Source organism: Caedibacter taeniospiralis, from assembly GCF_002803295.2.
GTDB lineage: Bacteria > Pseudomonadota > Gammaproteobacteria > Francisellales > Francisellaceae > Caedibacter > Caedibacter taeniospiralis.
Window position 1 is genome coordinate 17917 of sequence record NZ_PGGB02000011.1, and the last position, 21329, is coordinate 39245.

Sequence of the window (21329 nt, forward strand, 5' to 3'; positions counted from 1 at the left end):
ATTGCACAGGGGAACTCCAACTTAATAACTTACCTCGTGATGAGCGTATTCACTCAATCCAATATTGATATATCCAGATACCAAGGGGATGTTATTAAGTTGGATAACCCCAAAGCATGGCAATGGGCTTTACCAATATGATTATTATCGGTCTTGGAGGTCCAATACTCCAACCCGTCATTGGCTGGATATTAAGCTGGTATCAATCAGCCTATCAATGCACTGCCAACACCCTTGATGGATTCCAAACCGCGCTGTTCCCAATCCTTGTCGGTTTAGTTATTGCTGTACTTCTTGTGTGTATTCCTGCAAAACCAATGATCTTTTGCAGTGTGTCTCTTTAATTGCCAGCAAACCAACCACAAAAGCAACGGCAAAAAACATGCTACACCCCACCGTTAATGCCACCTGATAACCATATACGCTAGTGCTGGCAGCACCACTTGCAAACTTCCCAAGCACTATACCTGTCAGATTTTGTGCAAACCACACCCCTAATAACACAAACATATTGTTAAAGCCTACTGCCGTTGCCGTAAGCACCTGAGGAACATTTTCAATTATCACCGCAAAGGATAGCGTCTGTGCACCAGCTGCGACACCCAACAGGAACATTAAAACAGAAAATAAACCATAGCTATCGATTGGTAACCAATTGAGCATTAAACTAATGACCACACCAAACACGGCACATGCTAACAATACTTTCTTACGGTTGCCTAATTTATCAGAAATTAAACCAACAAGGGGACTACCTAAGCCAAGCCCTAGCCACACAACTGACACGGCACCTGCTGAGATAGTTTGACTGAAAAAGTGCGCCAGATAACTGACACCACTCATTGAACCAATGACTTCTACCGCGGGATATACAAATAAGGCGAAGATAGCGACCACCCATACTTGTCTTATCTTAATCAACATCAACATCTTTTCTTTAACGGTCATTGATAGTGCGAACTTTGTCGATGAATCAGGCTTTTCTCTTAAGCTTTTAGGCTTATCTTTGACACATAAAAAGAAAAAAAATGCCAGCAACAATCCTAGACCAAATATCCAATGAAAAACCAGGCGCCAATCATTATCCGTAACCACCAATAGCAACACAAATGGTGCACCAGCCAAAACTGGACCAATCATCCCTAATATCTGAGTCATCCCACCCATCACCCCTAAATATTGATGCGGGAACCAATCTAGAATAATTTTGAACATCATGGCAAAGGCAAATGCAGACCCCAAACCAATTGCAAAACGTCCTATCCAAGCCATCAAAGCTGTTGTTGCAATGCTAAAAAGTAATGCACCAAGTGCGGTAACGATAATCGCAAACGTGCCAACTCTTTTAACGCCATAGTGATCAATCATCATACCCACAGGTAATTGCATTAGCGAATATGCTAGAAAATAGGCGGATGAAATACTACTCACCGTTAGCTCATCCAAATGAAGCTCTTGTGCAAAAATTGTATTCATCGATCCAAAGGATGCTCGGCAGAAAAACTCGTACAGAAAAAAAACACCAGCTAAGGCAAAAAAAAGCCAGCCTCTTAAGAGCTTACGTGAAAAAAGTAAGTATTGAAATGAAGATGACATTTGATAATTTTTTGCATTAAGAATGCGTCTAAACTACCACACTATAGAGGTACTTGCAAAATTAAAACTGCCTCTCCAACAACTCCCGCTAGCTTTTTTATTTTCAGGTCAGCTAATGATAATTTTTTGAAGACGAAAAAGCACCTCATCGCCATCTGGCGACATTTCTAAAATTCATGTCACATCAAAGTTTGTACAAATTTCATAGCAGGGTAGGCAATCCGTCATTTTAGGCATGGACATTATACATCATTAAATTTGCCTGAAAATTAGTACTTAGATAACCTTCAACGTAATATCCAATGAGTGCCCCTGGCGCAGCAGATATTGAATTCTCTTGTGCTTTTCCTTGAGATCATGCGGCTGATCATGATATTTTCTTTGGTAACACAACATAGCTTGCTCAAACCAGTCAATATTAAGCATTGCCAGCATTTTTTCGAGTATTGCACTTTCGATACCTTTTTCATACACAAGCTTCTGCTTGATTCGCAACAAACCATAATGTTTGCTCAGGCAATCACGCAGAACAAGCTCAGCATAGCGCTCATCAGATTGCCAATTATTTTCAACAAACTCTGCTAACAACGTATCAATTTCCTCCAGTGATAGATTATTACGCAACATGAGCTTTCGCCTGAGTTGTGCAGAGGAGTACTCTTGTTTTGACAGTAGATAAAAAAGATAATCGCGTTCGTTTTTACTCTTCTGCATTTGAGGGGGTGAGTTTATTTTTATTGGCGTTTGGTAATAGCGTTTCCATAATTGCTTTATGTAATGCTTCTTTGACGACTGGATTTTCCTTGAGATAAGCGCGCACATTGTCTTTTCCCTGCCCGATACGATCGCCATTGTAGCTATACCAGGCACCCGACTTGTCAACAAGATTATATTTGACACCCAAATCAATAAGCTCCCCCTCCAGAGAGATTCCCTCGCCATATAAAATATCAAAATCTGCCTGTTTAAATGGTGGAGATACCTTATTTTTGACCACTTTGACTTTTGTCTCATTTCCAAGTATTTCTTCACCTTTTTTAATTGGACTGCCACGGCGAATTTCAAGACGAACTGAAGCGTAGAATTTTAACGCATTACCGCCAGTAGTCGTTTCTGGATTACCAAACATGACCCCAATTTTCATTCTGATTTGGTTAATAAATACCACCAGCGTATTCGAACGCTTGATATTGGCGGTTAATTTACGCAATGCCTGTGACATGAGTCTCGCCTGCAATCCCATATGGGAATCCCCCATCTCCCCTTCAATTTCAGCTTTTGGCGTTAATGCTGCCACTGAGTCGACCACAACAATGTCTACGCCGCCTGAGCGCACCAGCATATCAACAATTTCCAAGGCTTGCTCACCCGTATCTGGCTGAGAGACAACCAGGCTCTTAAGGTCAACGCCAAGAGCCTCAGCATACACGGGATCAAGTACATGCTCTGCATCAATAAAAGCTGCTGTACCCCCATTTTTCTGGCATTGAGCAATAGCTTGCAAAGTTAGCGTTGTTTTCCCTGAGGATTCAGAACCATAAATCTCAACCACACGTCCTTTAGGCAAACCACCAACTCCTAAGGCTATATCCAAACCAATAGAACCTGTTGAGATCACTTCGATATCTTTTGCAAGATCGTTATCGCCCATACGCATAATAGAGCCTTTACCAAATTGCTTCTCAATTTGCGCTAAAGCTGAATTTAACGCTTGTTCTTTATTACTCATAGATCATCCTCAAAACAGGTAAATTTAAGATTTAAAACACGGGAATTAATGTAGCATTTATACGTAACGAACAAAAGGCAAATCTCACCCCACTTTAAAGTGGGGTTGTCGGATGCGTGTGACACCGCTTACCCACACCGACATTTTGGGCAAATGCTTAGGTAAATATTTTGTCCAAACCTATTTCTCTTATGTCTTCAGTTCGTGTTAGAATCTCGACCATTGCAACACTTATGGTCCATTTTGCAAAGCAATGGCAAAGACAAAACCCAAATCAACCGCAACGAGTAATACGATTGCTAAGAACAAAAAAGCATTTCATGAATATACCATTGAGGATCGCTTTGAAGCTGGTATTGTGCTCCAGGGTTGGGAAGTAAAAAGTATTCGCTCAGGACGCGTGCAGCTTGTCGATAGTCATATTCATGTCAAAAATAGCGAAGCCTGGCTTTTTAACGCCCTGATCACTCCTTTACATTCGGCATCAACGCATGTTGTACCCGAGCCCGCTGGGACGCGTAAATTGCTTTTACATCGCCGAGAAATCAATAAACTATTAGGAAAAATCGATCAAAAAGGCTATACCGTAGTACCGTTGGCAATGTACTGGAAAGGTTCTCGAGTTAAGCTTGAAATCGCGATCGCCAAAGGTAAACAATTACATGACAAACGCCAGGCATCTAAAGAGCATGACTGGAAACGTGAGAAAGAACGTCTGTTCAAAAAGAGTATTTAGGCAATGAGCGCAACCGAAAAAAAGCTTCATTTCTATATTACTAAGGCAATCGCAGATTATAAAATGCTGCAAAAAGGAGACAAAGTCATGATCTGCCTTTCTGGCGGCAAGGACTCTTTTAGCCTTGTTAAGATTATGCACACACTGGTGCAAAACGACACCTATGATGTGAAGCTTATGGTCTATACGCTTGACCAAAGCCAGCCTGGCTGGGATGATCGCGATATGCGCGCTTACCTTGAAAAGCATGATATCAACTATGTGATTGAAAAGCGTGATACCTATTCAGTCGTCATTGATAAGATTCCTGAAAATAAAACTTATTGTTCACTGTGTTCACGCCTGCGTCGTGGCAATATCTATCGCTTTGCACGTGAAAATAAAATGAACAAAATCATGTTGGGACATCATCGCGATGATGTCATCGAATCTGTACTCATGTCGATGTTTTATCAAGGCAAAATAAAATCCATGCCCGCGAAGCTATTAACTGAGGATAAAGAGAATGTCGTTGTTCGCCCGATGATCTATTGCCAGGAGCGTGATATTGCACGCTTTGCCAAAGAGCAGAACTTCCCCATTATTCCCTGTAATCTTTGTGGCAGTCAGGAAAATTTAAAACGCCAGCAGGTAAAAAACCTGATCCATGAACTTGCCAGGCAAAATCCTGTGATCCCACAAAATATCTTTGCCTCCCTCAGTAACGTGGTACCAAGCCATTTGTATGACAGCAGTTTATTTGATATCCGTGAATGCGATCAGGAACGATTAGGCTGATCTTAATCAAATAGTCCTGGTAGAGTAAGCCGTCAGGGTTGTCGGCTTTTGCAAACAAGATTTACTTGAGAGATTAAATAAGCTAAGGTAACCCGTCATAATTAACACGTTAAACAGATATTAAAATGATCCACTGGTTTCCAGCGCATATGCACAAGGCCACCAAAGAGCTCATTAAAATCATGCCTCAAATTGATATTGCCATTGAGGTAGTTGATGCTCGAGCACCCGAAGCAAGTGCCAATCCCGTCTTACATGAAGCTGCTAAAGGTAAGCCAATCATTAAGATTCTCTCCAAAGCTGATCTTGCAGACCCCATTGTTACTAAAGCGTGGCTTAAATTTTACCAGGGCAAAGCCCTGGCACTTGATATTGCGCATGATAAAAAAAGTGCGCAAAAAATTATTAACCTGTGCAAAAAGCAACTGCCCAATCGTGGCACGATTTTAAAACCAATACGCGTTGTGATTTTTGGCATTCCCAATGTCGGAAAATCAACACTTATCAATAGCCTCGCCAAACGAAAAGTAGCTCAAACTGGCAATGAGCCCGCGGTGACCAAAAGGCAGCAAAAGATAGAGATTGAAAAGCACTTTTATCTTAATGATACCCCTGGGATCATGTTTCCAAGTCCAAAAGATGAAGGATGTAGCTATAAGCTTGCCGCTATTGGCTCCATTCGCGACACCGCAATGGACTATCCATCAACGGCTTACTTCATCTTAGATTTTCTCAAAGAAGAGTATCCTCAGTTACTCATGTCGCGCTTTAATCCCACAAGCCTCACTATGGATACTGAAGAGATGCTTCTCAATATCGGCAAAGCACTAGGGCAACAACATACACATCACATTGCCGAGAAAATTATTCAAGATTTTCGCCAGGGAAGAATTGGAGCTATGTCGCTGGAAACCCCTGATAACTACCTGAAGTATTACGTCCCTTCTGAAAATGTATAAGCGCGTAACTCCAGTTACCTACACCCCCTATGTGTTGCCGACTTCGTTACATTTATTTGGTCGCTGCTTGTTCAGAATATGTTAGGACATTCAGTGATGAATGTTTTCATTTATTTCTCGACTATTCCGTGCAATAATGCGCAATAGTCGCGACCAGTCCGTTTTAAGCCAATGATTAGACGATTTTATGAAAATATTATTCAAAATCATATGAATAAATATGAGCAAATGATTTTTATTTCTGGCGCCCGTCAAGTGGGCAAAACGACGCTGGCAAAACAGTTTCAAACCAGCGACAAAAGTTATTTAAACTGGGACAATGTTGTACACAGAGAAATTATACTAAGCCGATTGTTCGATTATATTGATAACGATCTGCTTGCAGTATTATCTGAGACTAAACCCTGTTTGATCCTTGATGAAATTCATAAATATGAAAACTGGAAAAATTTTATTAAAGGTATTTATGATCAATATAAAGGGAGAATACATTTGATCATTACAGGATCTGCTAAATTAGATATCTATAGTAAGGGCGGGGATAGTCTGATGGGGAGATATTTTAATTATCAGATTATGCCCTTGTCTGTGCATGAGTTGTTAGAAGTCCCATATGCAAAAAAGTTTGTTAATCAACCTTCCGCTTTAGCTCATGAAAAGTGGGGACGTTTATTTAGATTTGGTGGATATCCTGAGGCCTATAGTAAGAATGATATTGAGTTTTTTGAATTGTGGTCAGCTATGCGCTGGAATCAGTTATTCAAAGAGGAAATTCGTGATTATGCTAACGTGCACGATATTGCACAACTTGAACTTATGGGGAAGCTAATCATTGGACAAGTCGGGAGTTTAATTAATTACGCTCAAGTGGCTAAAAAAATTCAAAAGTCTGAAAGCACGGTAAGGTCATGGTTCCAATTATTAGAAAGCACCTATTATCTATTTAGCATCTCTCCATGGTCAAATAACGTGAATCGCTCCATTTTAAAAGCGCCTAAGGCATATTTACATGACTGGTCACTTGTTAATGATGTTGGCGCCAGGATTGAGAATTATTGTGCTGTGCATTTGTTAAAAGCGATATATTATTGGAAAAATACAGGGCAAGGTCATTTTTCTCTACACTATTTGCGTGATAAGGATCAACGCGAAGTCGATTTTCTCATTGCTAAAGAAGATCAGCCCTGGATGCTTATTGAGGTTAAAAAAAGCCTGAATATTTCGACCAGTAAAAATCTGTTGTATTTCCAAAGGCAACTCAATCCCACATATACTTTTCAGCTTGTGTTTGATGCTGAGTTTATAAAGCTTGATCTATTTAATATTCATGACAGCAAAATTGTACCTATGCATACTTTCTTGTCACAGCTATTTTAACGTGAGTTACTGTTACGTACGTTTGCTGATTTTTGAGGCTGTGCAAATAATTCGCCCAAGCGTGTCGGTGTGAGTAATCAGTGTCACCCTGCGTGAAGTCGTTAGGGTTATTTGAAAGCTGGATTCCCGCCTATTTTGTTTCGGCGAAAATATGGTTATGACCCTTTTTAGTAAACCTTTATACACGCCACTTTTCTTTCTTGCGACAGCTGGTGAAGTGGTGGTTTTTCCCTGGCACACATCTCATCTGCCAATGGACAACGTGTGCGAAACACGCACCCTGATGGCGGATTGATCGGTGACGGGAGATCACCCTCTAAAATTTGAATTTGTTTATTACGCTCCAACTCAGGGTCAGGCAATGGCACTGCGGACAATAATGCTTTAGTGTAAGGATGCGCTGGTCTGTCACATAAAGCTCTTGATTCTCCCACCTCCATCAAATTTCCCAAATACATCACCATAATGTGATCAGAGATGTGTTTTATCACACTTAAATTATGCGCAATAAATAGAATGGTTAATCCCAGGCTTTGCTGCAACTCTTTGAGTAAATTCACCACCTGTGCCTGAATGGACACATCCAAAGCGCTCACGGGTTCATCACACACCAAAATAGAGGGTTTTAAAATAAGCGCGCGAGCAATCCCAACCCGCTGATATTGTCCGCCTGAAAACTGATGCGGATAACGGTTGATGTGCATGGGCGACAAGCCCACCCTACGCATCATCTCTTCAACACGCGATCTGCGTTCTTCTTTCGAGAGATGAGGTTCATGCACTCTTAAAGGTTCAGCAATAATATTGCCGATGGTAATTCTGGGATTTAGCGAGGCAAAGGGATCCTGGAAAATCATCTGAATTTCTTTTCTAACTGGCTGCCATGACTTCTTGTGCTTAAGTGCGGTTAAATCCCTACCCGCCCAGACGACTTTTCCTTCTGTTGCATGAACTAACCCAACCACGGCGCGAATCAAGGTGGATTTACCACAACCTGACTCACCAACAATGCCCAGGGTTTCACCTTTTTTTACCGCAAAAGAAACCCCATCAACCGCTTTGACAAAGCGCGTTTGTTGCCAGATCCAGGATTTTTTGAGTGGAAAGTGAACTTTTAAGTTTTCAATAGTCAATATGCTCTCTTGTATACTCATTGACATCCCTCCTGGCGTTGTTTGGCATAAAAGCAAGCAACGAGATGGACTCTATCTTCTTCATAGTTCTCTAAACTGGGTCTGTGTGTAAGACAGTTTGGTAACGCAAAATCGCACCTTGGTTGAAAAGCACAGCCCACAGGTAAGTTGGATAGATCAGGTGGCTCCCCAGGAATGGCTTGTAAACGCGCACTTGGGATATCCACGCGTGGCGTTGCTGCCATCAATCCTTTAGTGTAAGGATGATGATTATGTTTAAATAATTCATGAACTTCTGCCGACTCTACAGGACGCCCACCATACATCACCATCACGCGATCACAGGCTCCCGCAACGACACCAATATCATGTGTAATTAAAATCGTTGCCATTTTAAATTCATTTTGCAGATCTTTTAATAGCTTTAATATTTGCGCCTGAACAGTAACATCAAGTGCGGTGGTTGGTTCATCAGCAATCAATAATTTAGGACGGCACATCAAAGCCATTGCAATCATTACGCGTTGGCGCATGCCTCCTGAAAACTCATGAGGATAGAGTTTTACCCTGTTTTTTGCATCGGGGATATTCACGGCATCAAGCATCTCAAGTGCTTTTTTAGCAGCTTCTTTTTTTGAGCAATTGCGATGAATCATCAGGGTTTCAGAAAGCTGCTTTTCTACGGTAATATAAGGATTCAATGAAGTCATAGGATCCTGAAAAATCATTGAAATCTTATCTCCACGAACTTTATTAAGCTGTTTCGTTGGCATCCCAACTAATTCCTGACCATTAAATATAACCGAACCTGAAATAATGGCATTGGATGCTGATAAGCCCATTAGCGCCAAAACAGTTTGACTTTTACCCGACCCAGACTCCCCCACGATACCTAAGGTCTCCCCCTGGTCTAAGCTGAAGTTGATCTTATTGACTGCACTAACCAGCCCATCATTGGTTTTAAATTTTACGTCCAAATCTTTTGCAATTAATAATGACATGTTTCCCCCTTAACGATGCTCACGTGGATCAAGTGCGTCTCTTAAGCCATTGCCAACAAAGTTAAAACATAACAATGTCAAGGTTAAGAAAATCGATGGGATAACTAAAATCCACCAATAATTAAAAGCAATCACCTGCACACCATCACTGATTAAACCGCCCCAATCGGTCATTGGTGGTTGCACGCCAAGACCTAAGAAGCTTAAGAATGCCGCAGTCATAATTACCACAGGAACAGTTAAGGTAATATAAACGGCAATAATACCAATAAGGTTTCTAACAATATGACGCGTGATAATAGTGCGCTCTTTCACCCCGCACACATAAGCAGCTTCAATAAATTCCTTATTTTTTAACCCTAAGGTTTGTCCTCTGACCACGCGCGCCATATCAAGCCAGCTGACAGCTCCAATGGCAATAAAAACCAGAACAAAATTTCGACCGAATAAAGTGACCAGTAAAATGGCAAAAAACATAAAAGGCAAACCATAAAGCACATCAACGATACGCATTAAAACATTGTCTATTTTACCCCCAAAAAAGCCTGCAGTAGCTCCCACCAATGTACCAATAATCACACTGACCAGCGTTGCTACCAAACCAATTTCTAATGTCACTCGCCCACCGACCATGATACGAGTAAACACATCACGTCCCAAGCCATCGGTGCCAAACCAATGTGTTGAACTTGGAACAAGATAGACTTCGGAAAGATTCTGGTACTCGTAACTATATGGTGAAAACCACGGCAATATAACGACTGCAAGCACAATCAATCCAAGAATCACGATACTAATCATCGCAATCTTATTACTTCTAAAACGTAGCATCGCGTCATAGTATAAACTTCTGCCCCTAAATACTTGTTCATGTGAGGTATTTGCCACCTTTTCCAGAAAATTTGCATTCTTCTTTTTCTGCTCAACAGTAAAACTCTTTGTCATAACTTAACCTCAGTAATGAATCTTAGGATCTAAAAAAGCGTACACAATATCAACAACAAGATTGAATAGAATGACAAGAAGACTGTAGATAATAGTCAGTGCCAAGACGAGGTTATAGTCGCGATTTGTTGCTCCTTGAACAACTTGCACCCCAATCCCTGGTATTGTGTAGACTGTTTCCACAATAACCGACCCTGTTAGAATCCCTGCAATGGCAGGTCCCAAAAAGGAAACTACCGGCATCAATGCGGGCTTTAAGGCGTGCTTCCAGACAATGCGTGGCATAGACAAACCTTTGGCTTTGGCCGTACGGATAAATGGTGAGCTTAAAATTTCGATCAAGCTACTTCTGGTGATCTGAGTGATAATAGCAATGTAAGGAATCGCAAGTACCGTCGCTGGCAATACCATATGGGTCAAGCTTCCCCAGCTCCCCGCGGGAAACATTCCAAGCCATACGGCAAAAATCAATACGGCAATCGGAGCTGTCACCACAATCGGAGTGGAGATAAATAGCATCGCAATAATGCTCATCACATGATCGATAGCATTAAGGCGCGTATTTCGGCTTAACGCTGATAAGACGCCAAAGAACACACCAAATAATACTGGCAATGGCGATGCTGCAAAGCCCAAGCTGCACAGACACCCAAAAACCACCCTGAGCGCCCAAAGGAAAGACCAACTGATTGATCGACATTCCCTGATATTTATACGAGTAGCCTAAATTGCCGTGAATAAGGTCATTAAGATAGTACAAAAACTGCTGCCATAAGGGTAAATCCAAGCGGTACTGGTGATGCAGCTGCTTCAGAACTTCAGGCGATAAAGCGCGTTCCGTTGAGAACGGATCCCCAGGGGTCATGTGTACCATAATGAAGCTGATTAAGACAACGAAAAATATCGTTGGGATGGCGCCTGCTAGGCGCCGTAATACATAACTTAACATAGTCATCCCTATTTTAAGTTGAACAAAAATTTTTACTCACTGAAGTTACCAAGTCGCGCGAATATGAGACTTAAGCCTCTTTATTTTTGATCACCATAATTAAGGGAAAACCACTTGTCATAAACGTGGTCTAGATGGTTTATCTCCATATGATAATTCACCACATACGGTTTCACCAGATGTGTTACGTTTTGTGCATAAAGCGGGATACTCGGATAATCGTTTTGCATAAGCATTAATGCCTTGGTGTAGTAAGGTACTGCCGCATCAGCGGTAAGTTGTTTTTGCCCTTCTGCAATCAACTTATCATATTCAGTATTGCAATAACCTGAGTTATTCTGTGGATTACCACACGTCCACATCGTGGCAAAGTTATCGATAGTATTAAAATCCGCTACCCAGCCATCTCGGGCAACACCATCATAATTATGTGACTGACGCACTTTAAGAAATACTTTGAACTCCGAATTTGCCAAAGTCACCTTAACACCAAGATTCTGCACCCACATCTGCGCTATGGCTTCCATGTCCTTTTTATGCTGCTCATCGGTATTGTAATCAATTGAAATTTTGAGTGGATTTTCCTTGGAATAACCCGCTTCCGCATAGAGTTTACGTGCAAGCTCAAGGCGCTTGTCAGCAGGTTCATTACTCCAGCTGTATTTCACATCCTTATAGCGAGCACCATCAATATCAGGTGGAAACAGGCTATAAGCAGCGCTACTGCCATCGCGCACGACATTTCTGACCAGGTCTTCTCGATCAATTGCCAAAGAGAGAGCTTCGCGTAACTTGGGATTGTCTTTAAACACTGATTTGGTCATATTGAAATCAAGATACTCTAAGGTTAGCCAGGGTGTTTGCTTCAGCTGATTCCCATATTGCTTTTTAAGCATGTCAAGGTTAATGGTTGGAATATACATCACATAATCAATCTGTCCTGAGGCAAAATTATTCAAGGCAGAAGTTCGTTCAACAATCGGTACAAATTTCACATTTTGAATCTGCACATTCTTAGCATCCCAATAATACGGATTTTTTGTGACAAGCACATAGCCGTTGGGAACCCAATCTTTTAGCATGTACGGACCATTGCTGATGAGTCGCCCTGCCTGAAAAAATCCTTGTCCGTATTGCTCAACTCCTTGTTTGTACACAGGATAGCTGACAGGATCCGCGATAATGCTTAAGAAGTAATACACTGGATAATCCAAGGTAATTTGTAACTCATGCGAATTGATCACCTTAACCCCTAAACTTGAAACAGGTCGTTTTCCATCCATAATGGCTTGCGCGTTTTGAATTGGGGTAAGCTTATACGCCATTTCTGAAGCGGTTTTCGGATCTACCGCGCGCTTTAGGGAATATTCAAAATCATAGGCGGTTACAGATTCGCCATTTGACCATTTGGCATCATCTCTGAGAGAAAAAGTGTAGATAAGACCATCTTCGGATTCTTTCCACGATTTTGCCACACCAGCAACTGGATTATTAGATTGATCCTCGGTCATTAACCCCTCACTAAGATCATACAAAATTCCCGCCGCCACATTCGTTTGCACATGAGCAGGATCAAGAGATTCAGGTTCCGAGCCATTCCCTCTGAGCAAAATATCCTTGCTTTTTGGCGCAAACTGACCCGACTGTGCTGACGAGTTTTCACTATTCCCACCACAGCCAATAATCAACACAGCAGACAACACTACCGATGCCAGTTTAATTTTTTCCATATTATTCTCCCCTAGAGACAAAGTTGTTTACCGTCAAAAATTAAGTTACATCTTTTTACTATTATTGTCACGAAGAAAATATCAAGCTAATGTAAATTTATTACAAACCATCTGCTGCTTATTCCCCTCTTTTCAAGAGGGGTGCCGAGCAAGCCTGACCACTTTAAAGTGGTCAGGCTTGCTCGGCGGGGTGTTTTTAAAAGCGCATCGGTGCTCAGCACCATAGGGTGGGCGGAAATATGCTCACCGCCGAAAAATCTTTTCCCTTTTGCTTGCTCTCTAAAGACATTGCCGTTTGTATTTCAGAAAAATAACTAACAAAATGAATAAAGAACCGCTGGCAAATCCCATTGCCCAAGCGACATTTATCGTCATAAAAACTCCCCCAAGCACACCTGCGACACCCCAGCCAATCCCCTTAGCCAGGGCGTATAAGACCCCTGAAATAAAACCCTGGTATACCACAGGAACGGCATTTGAAAATCCAACAACCAGTAGCGAAAACACGACCATATCCCCAAAAGCCATGAAGAAACTCACTATATACGCAATTGCTTGAACATTCGCTGGATATATCGCTAACAGGGTTGCACCGATGGTCCCTATCAGCATCGCCAATACAGCAACGATAAAAAGACAAATGTGAGATAAAAACCGCTGTAATACAGGCAGTAAAACCAGGGCTGAAATCATCAGTGATAAACCAATGAAACTAACCAGAAAACCAATCTCTGAAACAGAAAAACCAAGTTTTAATTTTGCCAATGGTTGAATAAACTGAAAATACATTCCCCACGCCAGTTGATCAAATAGCAAAAGCGCAATGAGAATAGCGATTTTCTTCTGCTTTAGTAAGCAATACACCGCAGAAAACAGCTTTTCCGTGTGATCTATTTTTTGCTGTTGATAATACTTATCTGGAGCATAACAACGCCAGACAAATAAAATTAGGACAACAGAGGCAACACTGACAAGATAATAAGGCGCAATATAGCTGTCAGCCCATATCATCATTAAGCTTCCCAAAAAAGGACCAATCACAAAAGCGAGCCCCGTAAAAAACTGCAGCAACCCAATCCATAACAGTTTACGTTTGTCATGGTGTGCCGCACTTGAAATACTCGCAATAACCACAGGAAACATCCCATATAACAGGTGTCCTAATGCAGAACCCAGGATAAATAACTCAAGGTAATGTACATAAGCTGAAAACACGGTCAAAGCGCCTGTGAGCGTCAACGCTAATATCGAAATAAACACCACTTTCCTGCGTCCAATGAAATCCGAAACAATCCCCCACAGGACATTCGCCATAATCCCTGCAAACTGCCCTGCTAACAAAAACATACCGTAATAAAATCCTGCTTCAGATTGACAACCAATAGTTAGCCAAAACGCTGACTTATCATCAAAGAATAACTGAACATAGCTTGGATTAATAAACGCAAATAAAAATTCCGTGGAAAATATCAGCAAATACGCCTGTAAAAAGAAGCGATATGAAACGTTTTGAGATACCTGTCGCATGGGATCAAGTTCCTTATATGTTCACGTGAGTTCGAGATAAAAAACCTTGTCAAAGCATCGTCTTTTCAAGCATTTCTGCGTTAGTATGTACTTAAAAATGCTCAAATTAGCGCAGCTAGTCCTGTGCTTTTTAAGTGCAAAAGCCTTGAACTGCTTAAAAATACTTGCTTTTAGCATGTGATTCAATGTTTCTTACGTCGAACTCACGTTATATTCATCTTTAAAGACTGCCATTTAACCTTGTCAAATAACCATAGTCAACTTGAAAGCTGTATTTTTTATTTTCAGGATACTTGTGCTTTTATATTTCAGCATTTACCATAGCGCTTCTTAGACCCCTCTTTTAAAAGAATGACAGATACTAAAACACCGCATTTTCGCACCATTAAAAGCTTTGTTAAACGTACTGGTCGCATGGGGATGCGTCAGCAGCATGCTCTTGCTGAATACGCCAAGCTTTATCAAATTCCCTATATTCCAGAGCAAACCTGCTTTGAAAGCTATTATAAAACCGCGCAAGCACTTGTGATTGAAATCGGTTTTGGCATGGGAGACAGCTTAGTTACCATGGCAAAAAATGCGTCTGATATTAATTTTCTTGGAATTGAAGTGCACGAGCCTGGGGTTGGTAATATCCTTGATGATATTCATGAACAGAAGCTCACTAATTTACGCATCATTCAACACGATGCGGTTGATGTGTTTAAGTATATGATCGCCAACAACTCATTGGCAGGGGTGCAAATATTTTTCCCTGATCCCTGGCATAAGAAGCGCCATCACAAACGACGTTTAATTAATGCTGAATTTATCGAACTTTTGACAACAAAACTCATCCCCCAAGGTTTCATTCACTTTGCCAGCGATTGGCAAGAATATGCTGATGAAGTCCTTGAATTACTCTTTGCAAACGCGGAGCTTTATAATCCACACGCAGGCTTTGCACCTCGCCCTCAAAACCGCCCCTTCACAAAATTTGAAAATCGCGGTCAACGGTTAGCACACGGGATTTGGGATATCATTGTCTATAAAAGGCAGATGTAAAATGATCCCTGCAAAATATCTGGTAAACTCCAGGGTTAAGCTAAAGCTAAAGAGAAAGGAAAAAACATGAGTAAAACGAAAAAGCTGAGCATCGAAGTTATTGGCGGGATTATCCTATTTACTGCGGCTATTGCCGCTATTGTCATTAACAATTCATGGCTAAGTCCGTACTACCATATGCTTGAAACGACTTATGCAACGATTTCTATCGGCGATTTTGCCTTGCAAAAAAACCTTACTCACTGGATTAACGATGGCTTTATGACACTTTATTTTTTACTTGTTGGCTTAGAAATTAAGCGCGAGTTTGTCGGTGGAACCCTATCGAGTAAGTCAAATATTATCATTCCCGCCATTGTTGCACTCTTTGGCTTATTAGTCCCTGCTTTTATTTATTTTTTACTGAATCAACACAGCTCCGACTATCTACATGGTTGGGCAATTCCAACCGCCACCGATATTGCTTTTACATTGGGGATATTGGCACTTCTTGGTTCACGAGTTCCAACCTCACTTAAAATCCTTGTAACAACGATTGCCATCTTTGATGATATTGCCGCTATTGTAATTATCGCCATTTTCTATACCAGCAACTTGTCACTATTATCTTTGTTGGGCGCATTGATATGCCTTACTGTGCTGATTGGCATGAATAAAATTGGCATTAAAAAGCTCGCACCATTTGTGATTATGGGCATTATCATGTGGCTCTGCGTTCTAAAATCTGGAGTGCATGCAACCCTTTCAGGTGTCGCATTGGCAATGTGCCTCCCGCACACAGAAAAAAACTCCCCGTTGTTAAAGCTTGAACATGGACTCAATCCGTGGATTGTTTTCATGATTTTACCTTTATTTGCCTTTGCTAATGCGGGAATAAGCTTCAGCGGACTAAGCTTTACCAACTTACTCCATCCCGTTTCATTAGGAATCATTCTTGGTTTATTTCTTGGCAAACAAATCGGCATCTTTGGTAGCCTTTATCTATTCAGTAAAACAAAATATTTTAGCCTGGGACGCAACCTCTCCGTTTACCAGCTTTACGGTATTGGACTGGTCTGTGGTATTGGCTTTACCATGAGTCTATTCATCGGCACTCTTGCCTTTGCGACACCTGAACTCATGAACATGGTAAAAATTGGCGTACTTGGGGGATCGCTTATATCGGGAATGTGTGGCTATATTTTCTTACGTCAATGCTGTACAACAGCTGAAGACGGTGACCCCTGTAGCACCTGAACCTACAACCAACGGATTACTTGCACCCCAATATGTGATGAGTTTTCAATAATGTCACACTGTTACTCCAGCTGTTAGCTACGTTTTTTTAGCAATGTTTCCATAACATCAAACGCATAACTCAACCAATAGACTCTCAACCGCAAGCTGCTTATTCACATTAAAATGTTTACCTTCATAGGCTTTAAGCTTTAGCAATCGTTGATAATATTGATAAATTTCAAGATGATTATATCGCCTTGAAAAGTTTTGAATAAACAATTCCTGGTCCTGATGCGCCAACGATGAAACCCCTAATCTAAGATAATATGCGTCGATCACAAAGCTTGTTAGCCAATAAAGCACATCTTTATAATGAGCACTTAGATCAATACTTAAGCCAAGTGGTGATAATTCACCTGTTAGTACCCGAATCAGTGCTTTACGCAGCTGCCAGAAATCGTTATCGGTTTTAATTCTATCTACGACCGCAAGCTCATTTCGACTGACTTGCAAGGCTTTTTCTACATCCTTATAAGACAGCTGATATTTTTTTGCGAGGTAATCCTCTTTCTGTTCATGCTCCAAAACGATGTCAAACACCTGCACACGTGAACGCAAGGTCGGCATAATCCATTGCAAATGATTGCTCGTCATCAAAAAATACGTATTCTCTGGGGGTTCTTCAAGGCTCTTAAGCAATGCATTAGCTGCAGAAATATTAAGCGCTTCCAAGGGGGAAATAATGACGACTTTAGCACTTGAGTGGTAGCTGCTAAGATAAATCTCCTCAAGCATGTCTTTTACCTGATCAATTTTAATCTGCCCATGCTCTCCTTTAAGACAAAAGATGCCTGGAGTCAGGGTGAGATCACCCAATTCCTCTTTTTTTACTAATACACAACATATTTCATGCAGCAGCGTATCAAGCTCCAGATGATCAATATTGTTTAATAAAATACCGTGTGGCAAACGGTTTTGGACAGATGATGCTTTGATCTGATCGATAAATGAACGGTAGTATTGACTAAGATCAAAGTCTTGCATTTGTTATGGACCAACCCGCTGAAACATTTTAAGTGCACTTTGACACAATGCTGAAATCTTCGATTTTTTTATTTTGTACTCAATATGAAACAACCTTGCACCTGAGCGGTATTTATCTAACAGGTAAGCGTCACTCGTTTTAAGCTCATCGACTAAATTAAGTGCCAAAGCCGATTGCCCAAACCAATACTCTCCAGTGGCAACTTTTTCAATATCCACATGAGGTCGATAATAACTGATGTGCTCTTTAAAAAGCTTGTGCACAACTTCCAGCTCCTCCTTGAATTTCTCACGCCCTTCATCGGTATTTTCACCTAATACCGTCAGGGTGCGTTTATATTTACCAGCCGTATGCAGCTCAACATCAACACCCTTATCGGTTAATAAACGATGAATATTGGGCAATTGAGCCACCACACCGATTGAGCCTACGATCGCAAACGGGGAGGCGATAATCGTATCAGCCACAGAAGCCATCATATAGCCACCACTGGCAGCGACCTGATCAATCACAGCAGTCAGTTTTAAATCTGCTGTTTTGATACGCGCAAGTTGCGCAGCGGCAAGCCCATAACCATTAACTACCCCTCCTGGACTTTCAAGCCTTATGACCACTTCATCGTTCTTTTTAGCAATCTGTAAAATCGCCGTAACCTCTTCTGCCAGCGCCTCACTTTGTGATGCTTTAATATCCCCATTAAAGTCAATGACAAATAGATTAGCCAACTCATCTGTCTGCGCTTTGTGCATGCGTTTTAATTTTTCATGATTTGCTTTATGCAGCTTTTTAAACGCACTTTTGCTGAACACTTCACTAGCAAGCTGCTCCTCGCGTTTTTGATACATTTTGTTTAATGACTTAACGACGAGTTGCCCCTTTTTACTGGATTTCCCCTTTATCGATAACGCAACGATAAAAGAAAACCCAATAGTAATGGCAACAACGATTGTTACAGCTTCAAGAACAAAAAACAAATAGTCAACGGCGTGCGCTGCCCACATAATAGCTCCCTAGTGACGACGGTAAATTTTTTTAATCTGTTTAGGCAAAGTGCGTTGAAACGATTCGCGGGCGAAAATACGCTCAGCATATCTGGTGATCTCACCCAGAGATTCATCCAGCGGAATCCCCTGCTCAGGCAACGCATGGAGCAATGCCGCAAGCGAACAGTCAGCCAGAGTCATTGAATCTGACATAAAGAATTCATTCTCCGAGAATATCGGCTCAATCGCTCTGAAGCTATCAACAAGGGCTATCTTAGCCTCTTCAACTTTCTTTGTGTCTGCTTCTCCTAGCAAAATAAAATTCAGCAATGAATACCATTCCCGATCAATACGCGTCATCGCAAGACGTGTACGTGCCCGCTCAACAGGATAATTTGGCAATAAGGAAGGGGAAGGATAACGTTCATCAATATATAACATCACCACTTCAGGCTCATATATGACATAATCCCGCTCTTTTAATATCGGCAAGGTCACTTCTGGGTTTAACTCCAAAATCATTTCCTTATCCCTTATTTCATCTAATTCGACGACCTTGAAACTCATGCGTTTTTCTTCCAAGGCAATCCGAGCACTATGCGAATAAGGGCAGTCTTTTTTTATATAGAGTGTGATGTACATCAAGCAAATATTTCTCAACAAAATGATGAGTCAATGGTAATGGGTTTGGGATAGTTGGTCAATTGCTTACATCTGAAATTCCTAAATTACATGATAATTTGATCCAAAGGCATGAACATGCGCGCGCCAAAGTTACAAACTCCGTGGTGTCAACATTTGCCGTGTTAATCAGGTATGGTCGACTGACATCACCCATATTAACTTTTCATAACATTGCTGTTCATCTATCAAGTCTTGAATCTTAATCACTTCGTTATCCCTTTACCTGAGCTATGCTAAGCTTGTGCAAGTTATTGTAACAACTGCAGTATTTATGGGAATTAAACAACTCCGCCATCATTTTTTATACCTCACTGAAACACTAAAAGAGCCAAATTGATAGGTCTGATAGGTTCAAATCATTTTAAGTCACTATATCAAAGATAGTTTGATTATATGCATCATTCCAAAAATGCCATTCAAGAACCGTACTCTTATAAAATGCATCCAGCATTAAATAACGCACTTCATCTGATGCAGACAGCGCCACTTCGTCAAAGATACTTATGGCTCTTTCTACACTATCGCTAAACTCTTGACCAGAATATGTCTCTATCCATTTTTTATAAGGATTTTGAGATTCCATATCGGTGTTTTGGGCAATAGACTGTCCTACGATTTTATAAACCCAGAAACATGGCAAAACGGAGGCTATTGCAATTTCTACGGGTGCCATGCTGCTTACTTGTAAAAGATAGCTTGTGTAAGAAAGTATTGCTGGCGTTAGTTTTCCTGTTTCTTGCAGATTAAACGTTTGGCGAAAAAAGCTATGCACAACTTCTTGCTCTGCTATTAATGCTCCATCTGAGAATGATAGAAAATCTTTTACAAATTTAAGGGGCGCTTTTGAGGCAATAACAGCAAGGCTTCTTGCAAAATCTCTTAAATACAGAGTATCCTGTTCTATATAATAAGCAAATTTTTCTATATTAAGCGATCCATTTGTGAGCTCTTTATTAAAAGGATGCTCCTTTATCGCCTGAATAATAAACCCACATTTTTCTAATGCTGTTTCTGATAATTTTGTCATTTAGTTTAACCTCAAATTGATTGCTATAAATATTTCCATAAATAGTGAAAATGATGCACAGGACCACGTCCTTTTCCTACGCTCTCATCTTTGCTGTGAATCATCGCAGCATGTAAATACAATTTGGCTCTTGTACATGCAGCTAAAGTAGAAAGACCTTGAGCGATGAAGCTTGCAATAGCAGCGGACAAAGTACACCCTGTTCCATGAGTATTTTGGGAATTGATGCGTGGTGCAGACAGCATTTCTGAAAGTTTATGCGATAAAAATAAATCGTCTGAATTGCAAGACTCTTCATGCCCTCCTTTCAAAAGAACAGCCCCACATCCCAAATCGAGTAACTTTTGTGCCAATATCTTTTTATCATAATCTCCTGGCACTAATGTCCTGGCTTCCGGTAAATTAGGGGTAATGATGCTTGCAATCGGTATCAACTTTGTTTTTAAAGCCTTGACAGCATCGGCTTGCAGAAGAGGATCACCGCTTTTAGCTACCATTACTGGGTCTAGAATTATTGGAATGTCTACGGCATTATTCCGCAAGAAGGCAGTCACTAGCTCTATGACATCAGTAGAAAATAGCATGCCAATTTTAATCGCATCTGGCCTTATATCATCGAATATGGCTTCAAGTTGCTCTTCTACGCATGATAGCGGGATATCGTAGCATGATCTTACACCACATGTGTTTTGTACCGGTATAGCTGTCAGGATAGTCATTCCATAAGATCCTGTTGCCGAAAATGTTTTAAGATCAGCCTGGATTCCAGCACCACCAGAACCATCAAATCCTGCAATTGATAAGCACTTATATTGTCGAGTAGACATTTCTGTTTCTCCTATTTATATTTGTTTATATTCAATACAATA

At 40.9% G+C, this 21329-nt stretch carries 21 protein-coding genes; 6 read left to right on the forward strand and 15 right to left on the reverse strand.

Annotation, left to right across the window (positions count from 1 at the left end; all coding sequences use genetic code 11):
• Window positions 1-279: 279 nt before the first annotated feature.
• The 3 genes from CU053_RS05265 to recA form a co-directional block, all read right to left on the reverse strand.
• Window positions 280-1596 (reverse strand): MFS transporter, encoded by a 1317-nt coding sequence (locus CU053_RS05265; protein ID WP_100550541.1) that lies wholly within the window; start codon window positions 1594-1596, stop codon window positions 280-282.
• A gap of 276 nt (window positions 1597-1872) precedes the next feature.
• Window positions 1873-2310, reverse strand: coding sequence for a regulatory protein RecX (locus CU053_RS05270; RefSeq protein WP_100550542.1), 438 nt, complete (start codon window positions 2308-2310; stop codon window positions 1873-1875).
• Window positions 2297-3325, reverse strand: coding sequence for a recombinase RecA (recA, locus tag CU053_RS05275; RefSeq protein ID WP_100550543.1), 1029 nt, complete (start codon window positions 3323-3325; stop codon window positions 2297-2299). Before recA ends, CU053_RS05270 begins: the two co-directional genes overlap by 14 nt.
• A gap of 253 nt (window positions 3326-3578) precedes the next feature.
• Between recA and smpB the strand changes: the two genes are divergently transcribed.
• The 4 genes from smpB (at window position 3579) to CU053_RS05295 (ending at window position 7174) form a co-directional block, all read left to right on the forward strand.
• Complete coding sequence (smpB, locus tag CU053_RS05280) at window positions 3579-4061, forward strand: SsrA-binding protein SmpB (protein WP_100550544.1); 483 nt, start codon at window positions 3579-3581, stop codon at window positions 4059-4061.
• Between the two features lie 3 nt (window positions 4062-4064).
• Window positions 4065-4838: a tRNA 2-thiocytidine(32) synthetase TtcA gene (gene ttcA, locus CU053_RS05285; protein WP_100550545.1), complete on the forward strand. Its 774-nt coding sequence runs from the start codon at window positions 4065-4067 to the stop codon at window positions 4836-4838.
• A gap of 149 nt (window positions 4839-4987) precedes the next feature.
• Window positions 4988-5797 (forward strand): ribosome biogenesis GTPase YlqF, encoded by an 810-nt coding sequence (gene ylqF, locus CU053_RS05290; protein WP_233263342.1) that lies wholly within the window; start codon window positions 4988-4990, stop codon window positions 5795-5797.
• Window positions 5798-5968: 171 nt separating this feature from the next.
• Complete coding sequence (locus CU053_RS05295) at window positions 5969-7174, forward strand: ATP-binding protein (protein WP_100550547.1); 1206 nt, start codon at window positions 5969-5971, stop codon at window positions 7172-7174.
• 167 nt (window positions 7175-7341) lie between these two features.
• Here CU053_RS05295 and CU053_RS05300 read toward each other — a convergent pair whose 3' ends face one another.
• The 7 genes from CU053_RS05300 to CU053_RS05325 form a co-directional block, all read right to left on the reverse strand.
• On the reverse strand, window positions 7342-8328 hold the full coding sequence (locus tag CU053_RS05300) for an ABC transporter ATP-binding protein (protein WP_100550548.1): 987 nt from the start codon (window positions 8326-8328) through the stop codon (window positions 7342-7344).
• On the reverse strand, window positions 8325-9308 hold the full coding sequence (locus CU053_RS05305; RefSeq protein ID WP_100550549.1) for an ABC transporter ATP-binding protein: 984 nt from the start codon (window positions 9306-9308) through the stop codon (window positions 8325-8327). Before CU053_RS05305 ends, CU053_RS05300 begins: the two co-directional genes overlap by 4 nt.
• A gap of 9 nt (window positions 9309-9317) precedes the next feature.
• On the reverse strand, window positions 9318-10253 hold the full coding sequence (locus tag CU053_RS05310; RefSeq protein ID WP_100550550.1) for an ABC transporter permease: 936 nt from the start codon (window positions 10251-10253) through the stop codon (window positions 9318-9320).
• A 9-nt stretch (window positions 10254-10262) separates the two neighbouring features.
• On the reverse strand, window positions 10263-10868 hold the full coding sequence (locus CU053_RS06515; RefSeq protein ID WP_233263343.1) for an ABC transporter permease: 606 nt from the start codon (window positions 10866-10868) through the stop codon (window positions 10263-10265).
• Entirely contained in the window at window positions 10804-11202 is a 399-nt protein-coding gene (locus tag CU053_RS06520) for an ABC transporter permease family protein (RefSeq protein ID WP_233263344.1), read from the reverse strand. Before CU053_RS06520 ends, CU053_RS06515 begins: the two co-directional genes overlap by 65 nt.
• An 80-nt stretch (window positions 11203-11282) precedes the next feature.
• Entirely contained in the window at window positions 11283-12932 is a 1650-nt protein-coding gene (locus tag CU053_RS05320) for a peptide ABC transporter substrate-binding protein (protein ID WP_100550551.1), read from the reverse strand.
• Between the two features lie 279 nt (window positions 12933-13211).
• Window positions 13212-14459: an MFS transporter gene (locus tag CU053_RS05325; RefSeq protein ID WP_100550552.1), complete on the reverse strand. Its 1248-nt coding sequence runs from the start codon at window positions 14457-14459 to the stop codon at window positions 13212-13214.
• A gap of 351 nt (window positions 14460-14810) precedes the next feature.
• Here CU053_RS05325 and trmB point away from each other — a divergent pair, with 351 nt between their 5' ends.
• Complete coding sequence (gene trmB, locus CU053_RS05330) at window positions 14811-15503, forward strand: tRNA (guanosine(46)-N7)-methyltransferase TrmB (protein WP_100550553.1); 693 nt, start codon at window positions 14811-14813, stop codon at window positions 15501-15503.
• Window positions 15504-15569: 66 nt separating this feature from the next.
• Entirely contained in the window at window positions 15570-16739 is a 1170-nt protein-coding gene (gene nhaA, locus CU053_RS05335; protein WP_100550554.1) for a Na+/H+ antiporter NhaA, read from the forward strand.
• Between the two features lie 108 nt (window positions 16740-16847).
• On the opposite strand, the gene CU053_RS05340 is transcribed toward nhaA, so the two are convergent.
• The 5 genes from CU053_RS05340 to thiD all read right to left on the reverse strand — a co-directional run bounded on the left by CU053_RS05340 (window position 16848) and on the right by thiD (window position 21287).
• Window positions 16848-17765: a DNA polymerase III subunit delta' C-terminal domain-containing protein gene (locus tag CU053_RS05340; RefSeq protein WP_100550555.1), complete on the reverse strand. Its 918-nt coding sequence runs from the start codon at window positions 17763-17765 to the stop codon at window positions 16848-16850.
• A gap of 3 nt (window positions 17766-17768) precedes the next feature.
• Window positions 17769-18767, reverse strand: coding sequence for a protease SohB (sohB, locus tag CU053_RS05345; RefSeq protein ID WP_100550556.1), 999 nt, complete (start codon window positions 18765-18767; stop codon window positions 17769-17771).
• 9 nt (window positions 18768-18776) lie between these two features.
• On the reverse strand, window positions 18777-19391 hold the full coding sequence (locus CU053_RS05350) for a glutathione S-transferase N-terminal domain-containing protein (RefSeq protein ID WP_100550557.1): 615 nt from the start codon (window positions 19389-19391) through the stop codon (window positions 18777-18779).
• 403 nt (window positions 19392-19794) lie between these two features.
• Window positions 19795-20460, reverse strand: coding sequence for a thiaminase II (tenA, locus tag CU053_RS05355; protein ID WP_100550558.1), 666 nt, complete (start codon window positions 20458-20460; stop codon window positions 19795-19797).
• 23 nt (window positions 20461-20483) lie between these two features.
• On the reverse strand, window positions 20484-21287 hold the full coding sequence (thiD, locus tag CU053_RS05360) for a bifunctional hydroxymethylpyrimidine kinase/phosphomethylpyrimidine kinase (RefSeq protein ID WP_100550559.1): 804 nt from the start codon (window positions 21285-21287) through the stop codon (window positions 20484-20486).
• Between the last annotated feature and the right edge of the window lie 42 nt (window positions 21288-21329).